Raw genomic sequence first — 19,498 nt, 5'->3', positions numbered from 1 at the left:
TACTTTAAAATGGAAGATAAAAATTATTTAGAAGACATTACAGAAATAAAAAAAATGATGAACAAATCATCTCGTTTTATTTCATTAAGTGGTTTATCCGGAATTTTAGCTGGCGTTTATGCAATTGTTGGTGCATGGTTAGCCTATAAAACGATTTACTTTGACACTTCTACTATGGGCGCTTATCGTGATTTAATAATTTCGGAAGAAGCGGTCATTCGTTTATTAGTAATTGCACCTTCTGTTTTAGTTTTATCGATTCTTACCGGAATTGTATTAAGTATCAGTAAAGCAAAAAAAAGTAACGAAAATATATGGAACACAGCTTCAAAACGATTGGTTATCAATTTTATGATTCCATTAGCAACTGGAGGATTTTTCATTATCTTTTTAATCGAAAAAAACATGTTTGGATTAATCGCTCCCTTAACCTTAATATTCTACGGATTAGCTTGTGTAAATGCAAGTAAATATACGATTGGAGATGTTCGTTACTTAGGGATAACAATGATTGCTTTAGGGTTATTATCCACTTGGTTTTTAGGTTATGGTTTGCTATTTTGGGCTTTAGGATTTGGAGGTTGCCATATTTTATATGGTAGTTTAATGTATTTCAAATACGAAAGAAAGTAAGATGTATTTTTTGATTGGAATTAGTATACTTTTACTTTTAAGTATTTCTTGGTTAAGAAAGAAAAAAATAGGCTACTTTAAAATAATTGCAATATCATCAATTAGTTTGTATCTAATTTCTATTTTGGCACTACAATATTTTGATTATGTTGACAAACAAGAATTTAGAAAATTTGATTTAAATAAAAATGGTAAAATTGACGGAAATGAATATACATACGAATATGAACAAATAGAATTGGATATTATCAATGAAAATGGGACAAACCAGTTTTATCTTTTAGGTTATCCATTTTGTTTAGTTTACTCAATTATCATTGTTTTAATTTTTTACATCATAACAAAAATATTAACCTTAAACCCTAAATTTTAAACCATTTTAAATGCTCAATATCATCCAAAATATCAACAAAGCCTTTGATCACCGAATTCGTTTGGGGATTATGTCGGTATTAATGGTAAATGAAAGTGCCGATTTTAATATGTTGAAAGAACTTTTAGGCGTAACTGATGGTAACTTAGCTTCACACACAAAAGCATTAGAATTAGAAAATTATATACAAATAGAAAAACAGTTTATTGGTAAAAAACCCAACACAAAATATAGCGCTACCAAAGAAGGTAGAATCGCATTTACGGCTCACATTGATGCACTTGAAAAATTAATTAAGAAAAGCTAACTCTATTTTTTTTATTCATTTACTTTGAAATTCAAAGTACTTTTAAAATATTTAAAATGAAAGAAATTATTATTGAAACACTCTATAGAATCATTAAAGTACCTTATCAATTTATGTTCAAACAAACGAAGCCTTGGAACATAACTATACAAGATTTTTTAAAACTGCCCGAAGAAAGTCTAGGTTTTCACTATGGTTGCTTTTTATTAAAATACAATTTCAATATACAAGCTAGTCTTGAAGAGCACGATGTTTTTCATGTATTAACAAATACAGGAATTTCTGTAAAAGACGAAATTGATATGCAATTTATTCTATTAGGTAATGGTAAAAGAAGTCCTTTTGTTTTCATTGTAATAAGCACTGGACTTCTCTTCTATCCATTTGAATATAGAAGCTTCATCAAAAACTATAAAAAAGGGAAACAAGCACATCGTTTTTATGATTTAGATTTCTATAAAATGTTATCTATTCCTATTCAACATATTCAACAATCTTTTAATATCAAATAAAATGAACAAACTAATTAACCTCACGATGATTCTAGGAATTGCATGCTTTATAATCATTGAAGTAACAAAAAACATCGTCATAGAAACTAAATTAAGAACTATAAAATTATGGAAACAGATTTTTTAAAATGGCCGTTATCAACACAAATGGCAATCATTTCATTTGCAATTGGAACATTTTTATTTGGATTATTTTTTGCTTTTAAAAACCTAGATGAGATAGTAATCATTGGATTTTTCTATGTTATATCAGCAATTACAGTTAATGGGATTATGTTTTTAAAGCTAATCTATGATTGGATAAAACTCAAAAATAATAGAGATTCAATACAAAAACAAGTAATAATACTATTGACAAATATTCCTATTGCAATAACTTATTTATACATCATAATATATTCTATAACATCAAATTCACCTTTTTAAATTTTAAACAATCATGGAAAATCAAATGCAACAACAACCAAGAACATCTATTTTTCAATCGTCAACAGCAAAAATGATAATGGTAGGAATTCTAACATTAGTGTTATTAATTCCATTAGCTTTAGTACAAGAATTAATTACAGAAAGAAGCATTAGACAAAAAGAAGTCGTTACAGAAACTACTTCAAAATGGGGCGAAAAAATTGCTTTTCACGGACCAATTTTAAAAGTACTTTACACAGATCCAATCACTAAGAAAAATAATTTTGCTTATTTTTTTCCTGAAAATTTGGAAGCAAACATCCAAACAACAATGGAAAAACCTTTAGAACGAAGCATTTATAAGTCCAATGTATTTACAACACAAATGAAATACAGTGGTAAATTTTCAAACCCAAACTTTAAAAATATTCCAGCAGAAAACATTCATTGGAATCATTCAAAAATTGTAATTAAAACTTCGAATTTAAAAAGCTTAAAGGACGAAGTTAAAATCAAAATAAACAATCAAGAATTAACTTTTGAACCCTCAAATTCTGAGACTACTGATAGCATAGAAAGCCTTGAGACTAATTATTTTAATTACACTGCTATGCAAAAAGAGGCTTCATTTAAATTTGATATTGCCTTCAATGGTAGTCAGCAAATTAAAATAGTGCCTATTGGAAAAACAACTACAGTTAACATGGTTTCCAACTGGAATTCACCAAATTTTAATGGAAATTATGCTCCAACTACTAGAGCAATTACTGATGAAGGATTTAAAGCTACATGGAAAATACTACACTTTAACAGACCATTTGCACAACAATATTTTGAATCGTTACCTTCTTTATACAAATATAGTTTGGCTGTAGATTTTATAACTCCTGTTGATGAATATCAGCAAAATGAACGCGCTTCAAAGTATGGTTTTTTAGTAATTGGATTAACCTTTTTAATTTTCTTTTTAATTCAATCTATAAGCAAAATAAACATTCATATTTTTCAATATACTATGATTGGAATAGCGTTAATTATGTTCTACACTTTATTAATTTCAATCACCGAACATAGTAGTTTTTCGTTTGCTTATGGAATTGCAGCAAGTGCTGTTATTGTTTTAATATCAATGTATTCTATATCGATTTTAAAGGATAAAAAGTTTCCGCTATTTATTGGCACTTCATTATCAGTATTATATACTTTCATATATGTTATCATTCAACTTGAAGATTATGCGTTATTAGTTGGCAGTATTGGATTATTCCTAATTCTAGCAGCAGTAATGTATTTCTCTAGAAAGATAGAATGGAATAAATAAAAATAAAAAACTCCGAAAGAGAATTAATCTTTCGGAGTTTTTATTATTTGAATTTCAAACTGCTAATGACTTCCTTCAACTTCAATAGCATCAACATCAATATTTTGTTTTTTTAATAACCCTTTAACTAAAATTGCAAAAAGCGTTAAATAAGCAAAACACACAACAGCTACAATATACGATTGATGAATACCAATAATATCAGATAATTTACCTTGGATAGGAGGGATAATTCCACCACCCAAAATCATCATTACTAAAAAAGCTGAACCTTGTGAAGTATATTTTCCTAATCCAATAATTGACAAACTAAAAATTGATGGCCACATAATACTACATGCTAATCCACCTGCTAAAAAAGCATAGATTGCAACCGTACCAGTACTAAACAAACCTATCAACATAGCAATAACTCCAAACATTCCAAAAATAGTTAGTGTTCTTGCTGGTTTATCTTTACTTAAAAAGAAAGCTACAATTTGAACTATCACACAAATAACATAATAATATAACGGCTTCATATCTTTTCCTGAAAGAATATTTACACTTAAAATAATTCCAAAAGCTATCAAAGGAACAATAATTAAAGCTAATGTCTTTTTTATTCCTTGCAAATTGAAAACACTTATTGCTCCTGCCCAGCGCCCAATCATTAAACTTCCCCAATACATAGAAATATATGGTGCTATCTCCGATGATTGCAAACTGCCAAACTCTTTTAATTTTAATAATTCACCTAAATTACTCCCTATAGCTACTTCTACTCCAACATATGTAAAAATTGCTAACATTCCTAAAACTAACTGAGGGTATTGCATAGCACCCCATCCTTCAGACTTCTTCTTTGAAGAAGTGTAAGAAAACAAAATTCCTCCAACAACTACAAATAATGCACCTGAAAGCCAATACATTCTATATTTTTCTAGAGGCTCTTGAAGTGATTTTATTTCAGATTGCTTTGATGCAATCTCATGATAAATAATATCTTTATCAATATTACTTTCTTTTAATTCAACATTAATTAAATTATCCTTCTCCTTAGTTAAACTTTCTATTTTTAAAGCTTCTTCACTCTTATAACTTAAAAAAACTGGTGTAAACATTATTGCTAACAAAACAGTCATAACAACTAATGTTCTTAAAGCTTTGTTAGCTTTTTCCATTGGTTCGTTTGCAATTCCGCTTGGTACTTTCTTTGATAACCAAAACAAAGCAGCAGCAGCAACAAATAACAAACCAACTCCAACATATAATAACACAACCTTATTAAGTTCTAGAGCTTTAATTTGTTCATCAGAAACAGATGCAGCTGTACCAAATAAAGCTAATGCAACAACTATAGGACCAATTGTAGTTCCAAAAGAGTTAATTCCTCCTCCTAAATTTACTCTACTTGCTCCTGTTTTTGGGTCACCCAACAAAATGGCAAATGGATTAGCGGCTGTTTGTTGTAAAGAGAATCCTAATGCTACTATAAACAACCCTACTAACATGCCTGCATAAACACTAGCTTCAACGGCTACAATCATTGCACCTGCACCTAATGCTGAAAATAATAATCCATAAACTATACTCTTCTTATATCCCCATTTTCCTACAATATCTTTACCTGATAAATCGCCTAAAGCAAACAACAATAATGCACCAATATAATAAGCTGTATAAAAAGCAAAATCAACTAATTGTGATTGAAATTGGTCTAATGAAAAATAGCTTTTACAAAATGGAATAAAAATACTGTTCCCAGCAGCAATAAATCCCCAAAAGAAAAACACTGTAATTAGTGTATATAATGCCGGATAATTTGTTTTAATTTGGTTTGTACTCATAATTTTAGTTTGGTTTGGTTTTTTTGTTAGTTTAATCTACTAAAGTGAAACTAATTGCTGTTCCACCTCCATTAGCCAAATTTAACTTAATTTTTGAATTTGAAGTCACTTGTATAGTTTTTATAGCATATGATTTCGGATTTTTTTCCCAATCTGCGTCTTTTCCATCTTCATAAATGGTTGCTTTATATTTTTTTCCTTTGGTTAAAAAATATAATTTAACTTCTGTTTTTCTTGCTTTTTCATCCGTAATTGCACCTATAAACCACTCATCTTTCCCTTTAGTTTTTCTAGCTACTGTAAGGTATTCTCCTGGCTCTGCTTCTAAATAAATAGAGTTGTCCCAGTTTACAGCAACATCTTTTATAAATTGAAAAGCATCTGGATGTCTTTCATAATTTTCTGGTAAATCGGCAGCCATTTGTAAAGGAGAATACATCGTAACATAAAGTGCTAATTGTTTAGCTAATGTTGTATGCACTTGTTCTTTTTTAGTAGCATCATAATAGCTCATTTTAATTTCAAAGATTCCTGGTGTATAATCCATTGGCCCGCCAAGAAGTCTTGTAAATGGTAAAATAGTTTCGTGCATTGGCGGATTTCCTACTGACCAAGCGTTAAATTCATTCCCACGTGCCGCTTCAGCCGCAATGTAGTTTGGATATGTTCTATTATAACCTGTTGGACGCGAACTTTCATGAGAATTTACCATCAATTTATAATCTGCAGCACGTTGAGCCACAAAATTAAAATGATTGACCATTGTTTGTCCATCATGAAATTCTCCTCGTGGTATAATTCTACCTACATAACCCGATTTTACTGCTGGGTATCCAAATTGTTGCATCAATTCAAAAGCTCTATCCAAATGACGTTCATAATTTGCAACCGAACCCGAAGTTTCATGATGCATAATCATTTTTATGCCTTTTGATTTGGCATAATCATTCACTTCTTTTAAATTGAAATCTGGATAAGGTGTTACAAAATCAAATACATTTTCTTTCCAATTTCCAAACCAATCTTCCCAACCTACATTCCATCCTTCAACTAAAACACCGTCAAAACCATGCTTTGCAGCAAAATCAATATAACGTTTTGTATTAGCAGTTGTTGCACCGTGTTTTCCTGATGGCTTTAATTGACCATCGGCTGCATTTTGAGCATTTTGACTCCCAGCATAATCCCAAGTTGCTTTTCCTACATGCATTTCCCACCAAACACCCACATATTTCATTGGTTTAATCCAAGAGGTATCTTCAATTTTTGAAGGTTCATTTAAATTTAAAATCATTTTAGAACCAACAATATCGCGAGCATCATTTGAAACCATAATTGTTCTCCAAGGCGATACACACGGTGTTTGTAAATAAGCTTTATCACCAATTGCATTTGGAACTAAATTCGATTTTAAACTATAGTTTTTAGTATCAACATCTAAGTGCATTATTGGGTAATTTACAACCGCTGCTTCAAAAATATTAATATAAATACCATTTGGTGATTTCATCATTAAAGGCGATTGCACTCTAGATTGACTAGCTATTGACTTTACACCTATTCCATTATTCAAATCTAGTTTTGAATTGTCTATTTCTGAAATTTTTGTTTCATTGTATGCGTATTCTTGACTATCATAATCACCAGGAATCCAGAATGCTTTATGATTTTCCACCAAATTAAATTCAGTTTTTTCATCAGAAATAATGAAATAATTTAGACTTTCTTGCTTAGGAAATTCATATCTAAAAGCAACACCTTCATCATAAACTTTAAAAATAATATTGATTTTTCTATTGGTTGCTTTTTGTGACAAATAGTAAGTTACTTGATTGTATTTATTTTGAATCGTAGCTTGCTCGCCAAGAACAGGATTCCATGGTTCATTTACAGCTTTTGTTTCTTGTTTAAGCACCGAAAAGCCATTTTCTAAAGCTTGATTATCTTTTAATGTTATTCCCAATGTGCTCTCCTTAATTACTTCCTTAGTTTTATAAACTACTTTATAGGTAGGTTTGCCTTCATTTGAAAGTTTAAATTCTAAGCTAATATTTTTTGATGGAGATAAAATACTTTGAGCCTGAACAATTATTCCTGAAAACAAGAATAAAAATAACGATAGTTTTTTCATGTAGAATTGTTGTATTATTTATAATTTGACAGTTTCATTCTTTTTTATTGATTTAATAATTACTAATTCTAAAAAAAGAATACCATTTTTTTATAAAAATACATTTATATACAACTACCTACAAACACATTTTGTAATAGTTATTAACGAAAACGTTTGATTAGATTATTTTTAACTTTAACAAAAACAAAAAATCCCGAAATAATCGGGATTTAAAACTGTATTTTTTTTAATTATTTACCGTCGACATAATCTTGTAGGTAAGAAAAACGAGGTGTTAATTTTCCATTTTCTGTCATTTTTGCTCTCTCAAGAATCCCGTCTTTATCGCCATTAAAAAAAGCTGGAATTACATGTTGCATAAACATTTCTCCAAATCCTTCACTAGCATCTTTTGGCAACTCACAAGGCAAATTATCAACCGACATCACCATAATTGAAGCTGGATGTGTATACGAAACTTCTTTATGTTCACTTGGTAAATAGCCAAAAAATGGTTCTGCAATAGTTGAAGCTTTTAAAGTACATGCAACTGGACCATCCACATCGCACGAAATATCAGCCACAACTTGAATTTTATTATCTGGTGCTTGAAGCATTTCACGTGTTAGAATATCGGGCGCTCCATTTCCATGAAAATGTCCAGCCATATATATATCAGCAACTTTTGTAAAACGACCAAAATCTGAAATATATTCTTGTGGGTTTTTATAAAAATCTTCGTTAGACAAAACTTGACCGTCAATTCTTTTATTATAATCAAGAACATCTATTTGTGTATAAACAGGTTGCGTATAATTTTTAGCTAAAAAATCAGCAACACTTACCTGTTTTATTTTCATTCCATCTAAAATTTCTTTGGCTCCCATTCCAACTTTTCCATGACCAGTGAGCACAATTTTTATATTTGGAAGTGTTTGTCGTTTTAAACGAGCAATTAACTCATCCTTTCCGCTTAAAGTTTCTGCTTTTGCTAAAGTGAATAAATCATATTTAATTCCAAAAGCTCTAAATCCATTGTATGCTCCTACAATTCCGGCATATCTACCAAAACCAATTAATCTTCTATTCGTTGCATCAACAATAGTTTCGTGATCATACAATTCGATGTTTTTTTCAAGAATTGCTTGTAATAATTTACGATTATAAGGTTGTTTTTTAATCGTATGAGAAAAGAAAAAATATTTTTTATTTGGAATTAATGCGTCAACTGGAACTTCTTTTACACCAAAAAGAACATCACAATCTGTAACATCTGTATCAACTTTAATTCCTAGATTTTGATATTGCTCATCAGAAAAAACACGAATATCTGAACTTTCTACTTTTACAACTGCTTCAGGATGTTCAGATTGCAACCTAACTAACTCTTCTGGAGTAAAAACAACTCTTCTATCCGGTGGGTTTTTTCTTTCTTTAATAATACCAAACTTCATGCTAAAATTATTTTGTAACCAAACATTTGATTAATGTTACAAATATAACTTTTTACCTTTGTTTGCACAACAGTTTTTTTTATTGAAAATTTGATAGTACTTTTGGCTCACTTTTTGATAAATATACTATTCAAAAAAGCTAATTTTCACAATGGGGTCGACTGGTTTTGACAGCGAGTGGAATTGATTAGTAAGCACGTCGAGCGTTGTATGTTTAGCTCGTAAATCCAAATGTACGAACTTATAAACGGCGAAAATAATTACGCTTTAGCTGCTTAATCTGAATTATAGTAAGATTTGCCTAGTTCCTACAAGGTAGGAAAGCTAGATTCTCCTCAAAAGCCTTGGTTTATGGCGGTTGGTATAGGGGAACCGTAAAAGTAAACCTAGAGAAGGTAAAGCTTTAAATCCTTCTTGACACTGATAAAGCTAAGCTAAAAGTGGCAGTTTCTAGCCTTGCTTTTGGTCGAAAATTCAAGAAGAAACTAAGCGTGTAGAAAGCTTTTTGATTGCTTGTTTGGACGAGAGTTCGATTCTCTCCGACTCCACTAAAGTGGACAACTCTAAATTTTTATAGATTTGTCCACTTTTTTTATTTTCTAAAACACTATTATTCAACATTATAACTCGTAAAACTTCATTGATTCTTTGAGTTCGACATTTTTTCCCGTCAAAATAAATTCTTTCAGGAAATATCGAACTTAATAAAGCTTGTTTATCTCCTACAGAGCCATTTTTATAGAAGTTATTAAGATTACCTAGAACTGAGATACCAGACTTTAACCATTTACCGTATGTAAGATCAGTAACATTTAATGATTCAATTCTATCTTTTAAATCTCTTCTTATTCCTTCATAGCGCTGTAATGTCAACATATAATTTTCATTATCAATATTACCATCTACATATAAATCTTGAAGTTTTTGGATTCGAATATTTTGTTCGTTCAATTGTGCGGTTAATTTATCAAGTGATAGTTCATCTTCACCTGTTTTATTATTCAACAATTTTTTTACCATCAACTCATATAGTAATTTTGATTCTTTTGTAAACTGAAATTCTCCCAAAATAGATTCCATATTATAATTAACATCTTCGCTTGGAAATCTTTCATTATTACAATAATTACAATGATAGTAAGCATATCTTCTCCCTGTTGCACTTCTAGATTTACTAGCCGTTAACTTTGCATTACATGAAGAGCAAAAAAGAATACCTCTTAAAGGAAATTCTTCTCTTTGAAACGAATACACTTCTTTCTTATTTGATTTAACTCCATTTAATACATCTTGTACTTTAAAGAACAAACTATCTGATACAATTGCTTCATGAATGCCGTTAATAATTTGAGTAGGTTCTTCTCCTAGTTTTGGAATAATTATTTTACCCATATAAAATGGGTTTCTAAGTAATTTAGACATATTGCTTCTACTTACCTTAATTCCTTTTTTTCTCAGATCTCTTATAATATCACTCTGTGGTTTACCCTCGCTAAATTCTTTAAAAGCATTTTGAATTAAATTGGCATTATGTCCTACAATAACAATTGGCTTGTTATTCTCATCTCTAGAATTTTTGTATCCTAAAGGAGCCATTCTAGACCATCTACCCGATTTAAGTGCTGCACGAATTCCTCCTCTAATTTTTATTGATCTTCTTTCATTGTCGATTTCTGGAATAGCCAAAAACATTGCCAACATAGCTTTGTTTTCAGGAATTCTCATATCAATTGGTTGTTCTATAGCTTGAACCTCTACTCCATATTTTTCAAGAGTTCTTATCATTACAAGTGAATCTGTCAAATTTCTTGAAAATCTATCCCAGGAAGTAACAAGTAATAAATCTATAGCCCCTTTATTTTTCTTTAAAAAAGCAAGAAACTTTTGATATTCTGGTCTGTTGAAATTTTTAGCAGAATGGTCTTCACGATACTCTTTTACTATTTCAATATTGTTTCTTTTACAGTAAGTTACTAACTGTTCATATTGAATATCCAAACTATATCCTTTAGCTTGTTCATCACTACTTACACGACACATTATGACTGCTCTTTTCATAATTATTTTTTTTATAAAATTCTTCAACAGTTAATTTTGCATAAAACTCTAATAGTTCTTTAATCTCTTTAATACTCTCATCTGAATATTTAGTCCCTTTTTTGTTTAATATTTTTTTACATTCTTTAAATGAAACCATGTTAATTAGACATGTGCATCACTTTCGCTTTCTACGATAAGCTTACTATTTATTTATAGATCTGAGTTTTTCAGTATCATAATTTTATTTTTTCAGTATCTTCAAAATTTACTATATTTCCATTAGCTATATCAATAGTAATTTTTTTGTAATCTGCTTTTTTTATGTGATTGATAATTTTACTTTCTAATGCGACTTTTTTTATAGTAGTAACCTCAACTAATTCGATATTACCTGTTTTATATTTTACTTTTAATTGTTTAATTTTTTCAAAATTCTTTCTTATAATTTTTAGTAATTTACTTTCTTGTTCCGATAGTATCATAGTAAAAAAAACATTTTCTGATTCTTTTTTATTACTTAAAAATTTAGATACATAATTACTTAGTGGAATATTATAAAATGGAAAATTTAGAAAATCATCAACTAAACTCGTAACTCCAGAATTACTATATTCTTTTAACATAGTACTAGAAAAAGGTAGAAAAAAACTTGAATCATCTTTTCTTATAAATAAAGAAAGTTGTTCACCATAATAAATCACATTTACTATAAGAATATCTAACATATTAAAATTAAATTCTTTTTCAGGATCTGATTCGCTTAATTCAGTATAAAACTGATCATATACTTCAAAATTTTTATTTCCTATGATTTTCTTTATTTCACTTAATAATACTAAGTAATCATTTACTTTATATTTACTAACAAGATATTTTTTTAATAGTATAATATCTTCATTACTACATCCAAAATCTTTTAATTGTTCTACAATTCTTATCCATACATATTCAGAATAACTAATTTTATTCCAGTTACCCTTTTTGGATTCGTCATATTCAGATAACAAATTAAATCTTTCCCAATTTTTTATATCAGAATAAACTACATCAATTTCTGTTTTTAAAAACACTTTTTCCTGAATTTTATCAACTAAATCAGGTGCTTTTTCTAAAACATAGAAGTAATCTGTAACATTAATCATTTGTTATATTATTTTAGAATACGAATTTAAATAAAAGTTTGTAATAAAACAAACTTTTATTATCATTAAAAAATATTAATAAGAAATAAGTCGAAAAAAAAAGAAAAGATGGAAAATCGTAGTAGAAAAAAAGTAGTAAATAGTAGTAGAAAAAGTAGTAAATCGTAATAGAAAAAAAGAAGTAAATCGTAATAGAAAAAAGTAGTAAATAGTAGTAGAAAAAGTAGTAAATAGTAGTAGAAGAAAGTAGTAAATCTATATAAATAGAAACTAATTAATAAGAAATTTGAAAAGCTACAAAGAAACAATTAAACTGAAATTAATATACTTTAAAGTTTATTATCTAATTGAAAAAACATTTAATAATAAATTCTATAAAAACAAAAAAACTAGTATCAAACCTGAGCAGATACTAGTTTTAATTTAAATTCATAAGGTTACCCCTTCAAACTCGCAATAATAGCTAAAAACTATCTAAAGCTGCTTCTATGTTTTCTATAATTTCTTCTGCAAATTAAAAATATAACAAAAAAATTCATTCAGTAGCTGATTTTCCAATGCAAAATCAGGAAGTTGTAATTGAAGCAAACGGCTGTTGTGGCAAAGTTTTTCTTTAGAAATCATTTAAATCGTTATCTTGATCCTTTTTGGAGATAATTTTGTTTTTTCTATCCTCAATAGCTTTTTTTAAAAGTTCAAGAATATCAATATTGAAAGTGTCAATTTCTTTATTAATACATTTAACAACTTCTTTCATTTCATCTTCTAACGAACTTGCCCAATTTTTTATTTCTTTTTTAATTTCATCAGTTAAATTTAAATTTCCATATAAAGTCTGATAATGTATAGTGAAATTATTTTTACCAACATTTGTATCAACAATTTGACTAATTGTAAAATTTATTGGAGAAACTGACAGTAATTCAATATTATTACTTAGAAGATTATAAGAGTATGAAACTCTTGCACATGGATATTTTTGACCTCTTCTTACGTCATAATTCCTTGGAAAATTTTCAGCAGGAATATCAATCATTTTTGATTCTGCGGTTCTATTTTCGAAATCAATTGATAAGTGTTTCAATTTTAAAGGAGCTAATGTTTTTATAGCTAAACTTTCAACTTCACTATTAAATAATTCATAATCGTTAATACTATCTGCTTTTTTTATAATGTTTCGACCAGCAGTTATAAACAAATCATTAATTTTTTTTTCTCTGAATAATTTTATCATATTTTTTTTAGTTATTTTGGTTTAAAATTGTGCACAACGTTCCCATGCTAGAGCTCGTTGCGGCTTGGGAACTTTATTTTCTCCATTATTAGGAGCGAAGTTTGGAAAAAAGAACGAACAACTTACCGAAAACCCAGCCATGAGATTTAGCATGTGTTGTTGGCTGTGCTACTGTCGCACAATAACGTTTACCCTATCACGGGCAACACAGACATTATTTTTTATTGCAAAACAATCTACATAATGCTTACCAATAAATGCTGTTTTTTCGGGATTATTACTCGTTTTGTTGTCATTTATTTCTCCTCGTGGTTCGGAGCATGTGTTGTCATTTTTTACTTTCCATTTAAGAACTTGAGAGTTTGTGTTATTTGTAACTACTTTAAAGTCAATACTGTTTTTTGTATCTACAACGCCTCCAGCATTTTTTAGATTTGCATGATATTTTCTAAATCCATCTAATTTCTCAACAAATCCATCAATTAATAAGGTATAGTCAGAATCAATTAAAATTGGAATTTTTTGATCAAACAAAAAATTCTCCATAGAACTTTGTCTTATATAAAAACCACTTTGTATAATGTCTTTAATATTAGTTTGTTCGTTAATTTCTTCAAATGCAATTAATATAGCGTCAATAGCTTGATGAATTAGTTCTCTTTCTGACGAAGTAATATCTTTTATATAATTGTCTATATATTTCGTTCCATCAGCTCTATCTCGAATATTGGGACTTTCTATATCTTTTTTTAGGTTTGTGAAGAAATTAAATATGCTATCAAAAATTTCGAGGGAAGAATTAATTTTATAATCTCTAGTTATTAATTGCTCTAAATGAAAAGATTTCAATTTAAAATTTTCGTTTTTCGTCTTAGCAGCATTTTTCCATCCTTTTACAAATTTTACACTTTTTCTGAAATCTTTATTTTGCTTGTTTATGCTTGCGGCAACTTCAATATATCCAATTGGATCGGTTTTAATCCAATCAATACTTTTATGAGTTTCGATTGCATTTTTGTAGTAATCTGCTCGTTTATTTCCTCGATGGAATTTAATTATTTCTGGAACATAAAACATGCTTTTTCCGAATTCGTTTATTCCTGACTTAAGTGCTGGAACCAAATCAACGGCAAAAATTTCATTTTCATTTAGCATATACTTAAATGAAATAGAGTGTGTTTGAACTTCGATATTCAATTTATAGCTAGTTGGATTTTTATATTCTTTTTCAAACCGTTCTGCTAATTCAGTTAAAAGTTGCTTTGGAATTATGTTGGCTGAATTCCAATCTCCAATGATATACAATATATCTAAATCGTGCATTGGTTTAACAGCTGTGTATCGCGGATATGACCCAATTTGAATGCAGTTATTTGTACCTAATAGTTCGTTGAAAGATTGATATAATTTTGAAACAAATATAATATCGTCTTGCGTTGGAGATAATTCAGTTTTAACAAAGCTCCGTAAAAGTGAATTAATTCTATCTTTTTTCATAAGTAGTTGTAATTATAGATGTTACTATATCATTTAATAATCTGCCTCTAAAATTGACAACTATAGAATTTCGATTATCATTGATTTGATTCATTAAATCTGGTTCCAACCTTCCACCAGTTTGCGGAGCATAGACGATTAATGAATCACTGTCTTTTTTATATTGTAGTATTTCAGGTATTTTATCTGAAAACTCTGGGTAATTAACTAACATCATTGAATACCGTTCGCCTTTTGCCATAGAATCACGGCTGATTTTTTCAATGTTTTTAGCTTTAAACAAGCCAGAATCAATTAGTAAACTTTTTAGGCTTTCGTATTCATTTTCAGCATATAAGGCAATTTTTTTATTTGATAATCCTTTACCTAATCGTATCCAAACAGGAATAACACCGCTCAAGATTATATATACTCCATATACAAAGCTAATAATTGCTATTAGTGTAGTAATTCCTCCAATTATTATAAAAAAAGGATGATTAAAAAAATCGATAATTTGTTCCATAGTATTAATGTTTTGGATGTTCTAAAGCATTGCCTACAACTTATTTATATGCTCATTTTTTTTGCTATTTAGTTTAACATAGCTAGATGTTTTATGGGTAGATATGCTCAACTATTGTTGCGTATTGTTTTTTATAAATCTTTAATCTGCTGAATATTTTTGGTACTCTATACACTAAGTTAATTTACGTCTTATTATATATCACACTATCGCTAGCAAACAACTGCTTATCTATTACATCTCGAAAGATTTGTTCTGGATTCCGATTAACCATTGTCATAAAAAACTTACTTTCAAACATAAGAAAAAAAAGGTGCTAAACAACACGTAAAAATACCTGATTTTCAAACCAGGTATTTTTACGGGGGTACCTTCGGGAGCTAAAGTAAATAAAGGGTTTCAATAAATTTTACGGAAAACCGTAAACCATATAAATAAAAATAAATATTCTCAAAAATTAATTATTGAACCAAATCAACAGACAACCAATAACTAAACTATCTATTTTTTGATCATTTATAGAATCAATTTACTTCATCTTTTTTTAAATAGCAAAATATATTCGTTTACAATTATGAGTGGATTATAAATAATTATTTACAAAACAACTTATTAACAATAATTACCATTAAATTGTTGATTACTATTTATTCAAACAAGACTAAAAAGTCTTTTTAATATCTAAATTTGCTTCATACCACAATAAAATTCTGCAATATGGACAAATTTGTAATCAAACGAAATGGCACGTATTTACCATTTGAACCTTTCAAAATAGAAGAAGCCATTACAAAAGCTTTTGCCAGTGTAAGCGAAACTTTAAACCTAAAAGTTATTGAAACGGTGTTCCAATTGTTGTCTCATCAAGACACTTGGGCAGTAGAAGACATTCAAGATAAGATTGAAAAAACACTTTACGAATATGGTCATTATGAAGCTATGCGCTCTTTTATGTTATTTCGACATACAAGAAAACTTCAACGTGAACACGTTAATGGATTAAATGATGACAGTACTTATGTAGACAGTACCCAAACCATTGAAGAATACACCAACCAAACCGATTGGCGCATCAATGCCAACGCTAATACTTCGTATTCCAACGCAGGTTTAGTGAATAATGTCGCAGGAAAGATCATTGCGAATTATTGGTTAGACAAAGTCTATTCCAAGGAAGAAGGCTACGCACATCGTAATGGCGATATTCACATTCACGACTTAGATTGTTTAACTGGTTATTGTGCGGGTTGGAGTTTACGCGTTTTATTAAATGAAGGTTTTAACGGCGTTCGTGGTCGAGTAGAAAGTCGTCCTCCGAATCATTTTAGAGAAGCATTAGGACAAATGGCGAATTTCCTTGGGATTTTACAAAGCGAATGGGCAGGTGCTCAAGCGTTTAGTTCGTTTGATACTTATTTGGCTCCTTATGTTTTCAAAGATAATTTATCGTATGACGATGTTTTAAAAGCAATTCGAAGTTTCGTCTACAACTTGAATGTTCCAGCGCGTTGGGGACAATCGCCGTTTACGAATATTACTTTGGATTGGGTAGTTCCTGATGACTTAAAAGAGCAAATCCCAACTCGAAACGAACAGCATCTTTTCAAAGGAATCACTTCTGAAGATTTTATACAAAGAGCTAAAGAAAGAGGTGTTTCTGACATAACCGAAATGCGTTACGAACATTTCCAAAAAGATATGAATCTCATCAACAAAGCCTATTACACCGTTATGACCGAAGGCGATGCGCATGGACAACCGTTCACCTTCCCTATTCCAACGGTTAATATTACCGAAGAGTTTGATTGGTATGGAGAAAACACCGATATTCTTTTCGAAAATACAGCGAAAATTGGTTCGTCTTATTTCCAGAATTTCATTGGTAGTCAATATACTTATGATGAAAACGGCAATAAAGTTGAAAATCCAAATGCTTACAAACCCAATGCTGTACGAAGCATGTGCTGTCGTTTACAACTCGATTTACGCGAATTATTAAAAAGAGGAAACGGCTTATTCGGTAGTGCGGAAATGACGGGAAGTATCGGTGTCGTAACTATTAATATGGCGCGATTGGGTTATTTGAACAAAGGAAACAAAGCCAAATTATATTCTGATTTAGATCGTTTGTTAGAAATTTCGAAAGCAACTTTAGAGAAAAAACGAGTTTTTATTCAGGAAATGTACGATAGAGGATTGTTTCCCTATACCAAACGTTATTTGTCTCATTTCAGAAATCACTTTTCTACAATTGGTGTGAACGGAATTAACGAAATGATTCAAAATTTCACTAATGGAAAAGAAGACATCGTTTCGGGTTACGGAATGGCATTCGCAACCGAAATTTTGGAACACATTCGAACCAAAATGAGAGCTTATCAAGAAGAAACAGGCAATTTATACAACTTAGAAGCGACTCCAGCAGAAGGCACGACGTATCGTTTTGCAAAAGAAGACAAGAAACGCTATTCCGATATAATTCAAGCGGGAGAAGACGAAAATATTTACTATACGAACAGTTCACAATTACCAGTAGATTACACCGAAGATCCTTTCGAAGCTCTACTTTTACAAGACAATTTACAATGTCAGTACACAGGCGGAACGGTTTTACACTTATATATGAACGAAAAACTAAGTTCGGTAGAAGCGTGTCGTAATTTCATTAAAAAAGTGATTACGAATTTTAAATTGCCATACATAACAGTAACTCCTGTTTTCAGCGTTTGTCCAAAACACGGTTATTTGAATGGCGAACACGAATATTGTCCTAAATGCGATGAAGAATTATTAGCAACCTTAAACACAACATCTTATGCAAACACAAACCTCTGAAGCTTTGCTTCAACACAATGAAAAAAGAACCAAATGTTTGGTTTATACACGAGTAATGGGCTATCATAGACCCGTAGAAAGTTTTAATATTGGAAAAAAAGGTGAACACAAACAACGAACCCACTTTAGAGAATGTAAATCTTGATTTTCTAAACAAAAAAGCCATTCATAGTTTTACACCCTTCACACTGTTAGATTATCCTGATAAATCAGCTTGCATCTTATGGTTTGCAGGGTGCAATATGAAATGTGATTATTGTTACAATCCAGAAATAGTTTTCGGAAAAGGCTTGTTTTACTTTTCCGAAATATTTTCTTTTTTAAAAACCAGAAGAAACCTGTTAGATGCTGTTGTGCTTAGTGGTGGCGAATGTTTGATTCATAAAGACATTATTCCATTTATCAAATTAGTCAAAAGTTTAGGTTTTTTAATTAAAGTTGATACCAATGGAAGTCAGCCAAAAGTACTTGAAAAATTAATTAAAGAACAATTCATCGATTATGTAGCACTAGATTTTAAAGGTCCGAAAGAGAAATTCTTTGCGATTACGAAATCGGATTTTTATTCTCAATTTATAAGTTGCTTTGAATTACTTCAAGCGAGTTCAATTCCATTTGAAATTCGAACAACTTATCATTTCTGTTTATTAAATCCTAAGGATATTGCATCAATGCAGCAAATTTTATTGGAATTAGGTTACGACAAAAACTATTACGTTCAAAATTTCAGAAACTATCAAAATACCATTGCATCACTACCCGATTCGCAATCTATTTCGGAAAAGTATATCAATCAGAATATGACTAAAATCATAATTCGATGATTTAAAATGCCTAACTTTGTGTAAATTTTAAATATGTTTTCGAAAACTTGTGAATATGCCATACGAGCTACAATTTACATTGCCTCAGAATCGTCTGCAGGCAAACGTTGTGGTATTCGGGATATTGCCAGAAAAATTGAATCGCCAGAACCTTTTACGGCTAAAATATTGCAGCGATTGGTAAAAGCAAACATCATAAATTCTATTAAAGGAAATGGTGGTGGTTTTGAAATCGAAAAAGCACAATTGAAACAAATAAAATTAGACCAGTTGGTAAAAGCTATCGACGGAAATGACTTATTTGACCGATGCAGTTTAGGACTTCATGATTGTTCCGACAAGCAACCTTGTCCATTTCATCATAAATATAAGCCATTACGTGAAAATTTGAAGAAAACCCTTAGAGAGACTTCCCTTTTGGATTTGATAAGTGAATTCAACACTGGAGAGACTTTCCTTAAGCTTTAAAAA

At 29.9% G+C, this 19,498-nt stretch carries 17 protein-coding genes, 1 other RNA gene and 1 pseudogene; 11 read left to right on the top strand and 8 right to left on the bottom strand.

What is annotated here, in order from left to right; translation table 11 throughout:
• The first annotated feature begins 9 nt into the window (after positions 1–9).
• From G4L40_RS08370 to creD, 6 genes are all read left to right on the top strand, one after another.
• A complete protein-coding gene (locus G4L40_RS08370) occupies positions 10–633 on the top strand; it encodes a hypothetical protein (protein ID WP_166236749.1) in 624 nt (207 codons plus the stop codon).
• A 1-nt stretch (position 634) separates the two neighbouring features.
• On the top strand, positions 635–1,006 hold the full coding sequence (locus G4L40_RS08365) for a hypothetical protein (protein ID WP_166236748.1): 372 nt from the start codon (positions 635–637) through the stop codon (positions 1,004–1,006).
• 10 nt (positions 1,007–1,016) lie between these two features.
• Complete coding sequence (locus G4L40_RS08360; protein WP_166236747.1) at positions 1,017–1,313, top strand: winged helix-turn-helix domain-containing protein; 297 nt, start codon at positions 1,017–1,019, stop codon at positions 1,311–1,313.
• Positions 1,314–1,369: 56 nt separating this feature from the next.
• Positions 1,370–1,825, top strand: coding sequence for a hypothetical protein (locus G4L40_RS08355; RefSeq protein ID WP_166236746.1), 456 nt, complete (start codon positions 1,370–1,372; stop codon positions 1,823–1,825).
• Between the two features lie 108 nt (positions 1,826–1,933).
• Positions 1,934–2,251 carry a hypothetical protein gene (locus G4L40_RS08350; RefSeq protein WP_166236745.1) on the top strand — a complete coding sequence of 106 codons (318 nt, stop codon included), beginning with the start codon at positions 1,934–1,936 and terminating at the stop codon, positions 2,249–2,251.
• 13 nt (positions 2,252–2,264) lie between these two features.
• On the top strand, positions 2,265–3,554 hold the full coding sequence (gene creD, locus G4L40_RS08345) for a cell envelope integrity protein CreD (protein WP_166236744.1): 1,290 nt from the start codon (positions 2,265–2,267) through the stop codon (positions 3,552–3,554).
• Positions 3,555–3,616: 62 nt separating this feature from the next.
• On the opposite strand, the gene G4L40_RS08340 is transcribed toward creD, so the two are convergent.
• From G4L40_RS08340 to G4L40_RS08330, 3 genes are all read right to left on the bottom strand, one after another.
• Positions 3,617–5,383 carry a sugar MFS transporter gene (locus G4L40_RS08340; RefSeq protein WP_166236743.1) on the bottom strand — a complete coding sequence of 589 codons (1,767 nt, stop codon included), beginning with the start codon at positions 5,381–5,383 and terminating at the stop codon, positions 3,617–3,619.
• A 31-nt stretch (positions 5,384–5,414) separates the two neighbouring features.
• Positions 5,415–7,514: a glycoside hydrolase family 97 protein gene (locus tag G4L40_RS08335; protein ID WP_166236742.1), complete on the bottom strand. Its 2,100-nt coding sequence runs from the start codon at positions 7,512–7,514 to the stop codon at positions 5,415–5,417.
• Positions 7,515–7,747: 233 nt separating this feature from the next.
• Positions 7,748–8,950 carry an NAD(P)-dependent oxidoreductase gene (locus G4L40_RS08330; protein ID WP_166236741.1) on the bottom strand — a complete coding sequence of 401 codons (1,203 nt, stop codon included), beginning with the start codon at positions 8,948–8,950 and terminating at the stop codon, positions 7,748–7,750.
• A 153-nt stretch (positions 8,951–9,103) separates the two neighbouring features.
• Here G4L40_RS08330 and ssrA point away from each other — a divergent pair.
• Positions 9,104–9,501, top strand: a transfer-messenger RNA (tmRNA) gene (gene ssrA / locus G4L40_RS08325).
• A gap of 790 nt (positions 9,502–10,291) precedes the next feature.
• Here the strand turns inward: ssrA and G4L40_RS13195 are convergent.
• From G4L40_RS13195 to G4L40_RS08295, 5 genes and pseudogenes are all read right to left on the bottom strand, one after another.
• A pseudogene (locus G4L40_RS13195) lies at positions 10,292–10,990 on the bottom strand (recombinase family protein); the annotation flags it as partial.
• A gap of 233 nt (positions 10,991–11,223) precedes the next feature.
• The gene (locus G4L40_RS08310; protein WP_166236740.1) at positions 11,224–12,132 is read right to left on the bottom strand and encodes a hypothetical protein; all 909 of its coding nucleotides are present in this window, start codon (positions 12,130–12,132) and stop codon (positions 11,224–11,226) included.
• Between the two features lie 613 nt (positions 12,133–12,745).
• The gene (locus G4L40_RS08305; protein ID WP_166236739.1) at positions 12,746–13,366 is read right to left on the bottom strand and encodes a hypothetical protein; all 621 of its coding nucleotides are present in this window, start codon (positions 13,364–13,366) and stop codon (positions 12,746–12,748) included.
• Positions 13,367–13,534: 168 nt separating this feature from the next.
• Positions 13,535–14,863, bottom strand: coding sequence for a nucleotidyltransferase (locus tag G4L40_RS08300; protein WP_166236738.1), 1,329 nt, complete (start codon positions 14,861–14,863; stop codon positions 13,535–13,537).
• Positions 14,850–15,368: a hypothetical protein gene (locus tag G4L40_RS08295; protein WP_166236737.1), complete on the bottom strand. Its 519-nt coding sequence runs from the start codon at positions 15,366–15,368 to the stop codon at positions 14,850–14,852. The genes G4L40_RS08300 and G4L40_RS08295 overlap by 14 nt, the downstream gene beginning before the upstream one ends.
• A 717-nt stretch (positions 15,369–16,085) precedes the next feature.
• Between G4L40_RS08295 and G4L40_RS08290 the strand changes: the two genes are divergently transcribed.
• From G4L40_RS08290 to G4L40_RS08275, 4 genes are read left to right on the top strand one after another with little or no spacing between them, the layout of a single operon-like run.
• Positions 16,086–18,203, top strand: coding sequence for a ribonucleoside triphosphate reductase (locus tag G4L40_RS08290; RefSeq protein ID WP_166236736.1), 2,118 nt, complete (start codon positions 16,086–16,088; stop codon positions 18,201–18,203).
• Positions 18,184–18,348, top strand: coding sequence for an anaerobic ribonucleoside-triphosphate reductase (gene nrdD, locus G4L40_RS13135; protein ID WP_166236735.1), 165 nt, complete (start codon positions 18,184–18,186; stop codon positions 18,346–18,348). The genes G4L40_RS08290 and nrdD overlap by 20 nt, the downstream gene beginning before the upstream one ends.
• Positions 18,305–19,027, top strand: a complete 723-nt coding sequence (locus tag G4L40_RS08280; RefSeq protein WP_166236734.1) for an anaerobic ribonucleoside-triphosphate reductase activating protein — start codon at positions 18,305–18,307, stop codon at positions 19,025–19,027. The genes nrdD and G4L40_RS08280 overlap by 44 nt, the downstream gene beginning before the upstream one ends.
• 33 nt (positions 19,028–19,060) lie before the next feature.
• A complete protein-coding gene (locus tag G4L40_RS08275; protein WP_166236733.1) occupies positions 19,061–19,495 on the top strand; it encodes an RrF2 family transcriptional regulator in 435 nt (144 codons plus the stop codon).
• The last annotated feature ends 3 nt before the right edge of the window (positions 19,496–19,498 follow it).

It is taken from the genome of Flavobacterium celericrescens, assembly GCF_011392075.1.
Taxonomy (GTDB): Bacteria; Bacteroidota; Bacteroidia; order Flavobacteriales; family Flavobacteriaceae; genus Flavobacterium; species Flavobacterium celericrescens.
Note: the sequence above shows the minus strand (reverse complement) of the source record. Positions and strands in the feature narration are given on the sequence as shown.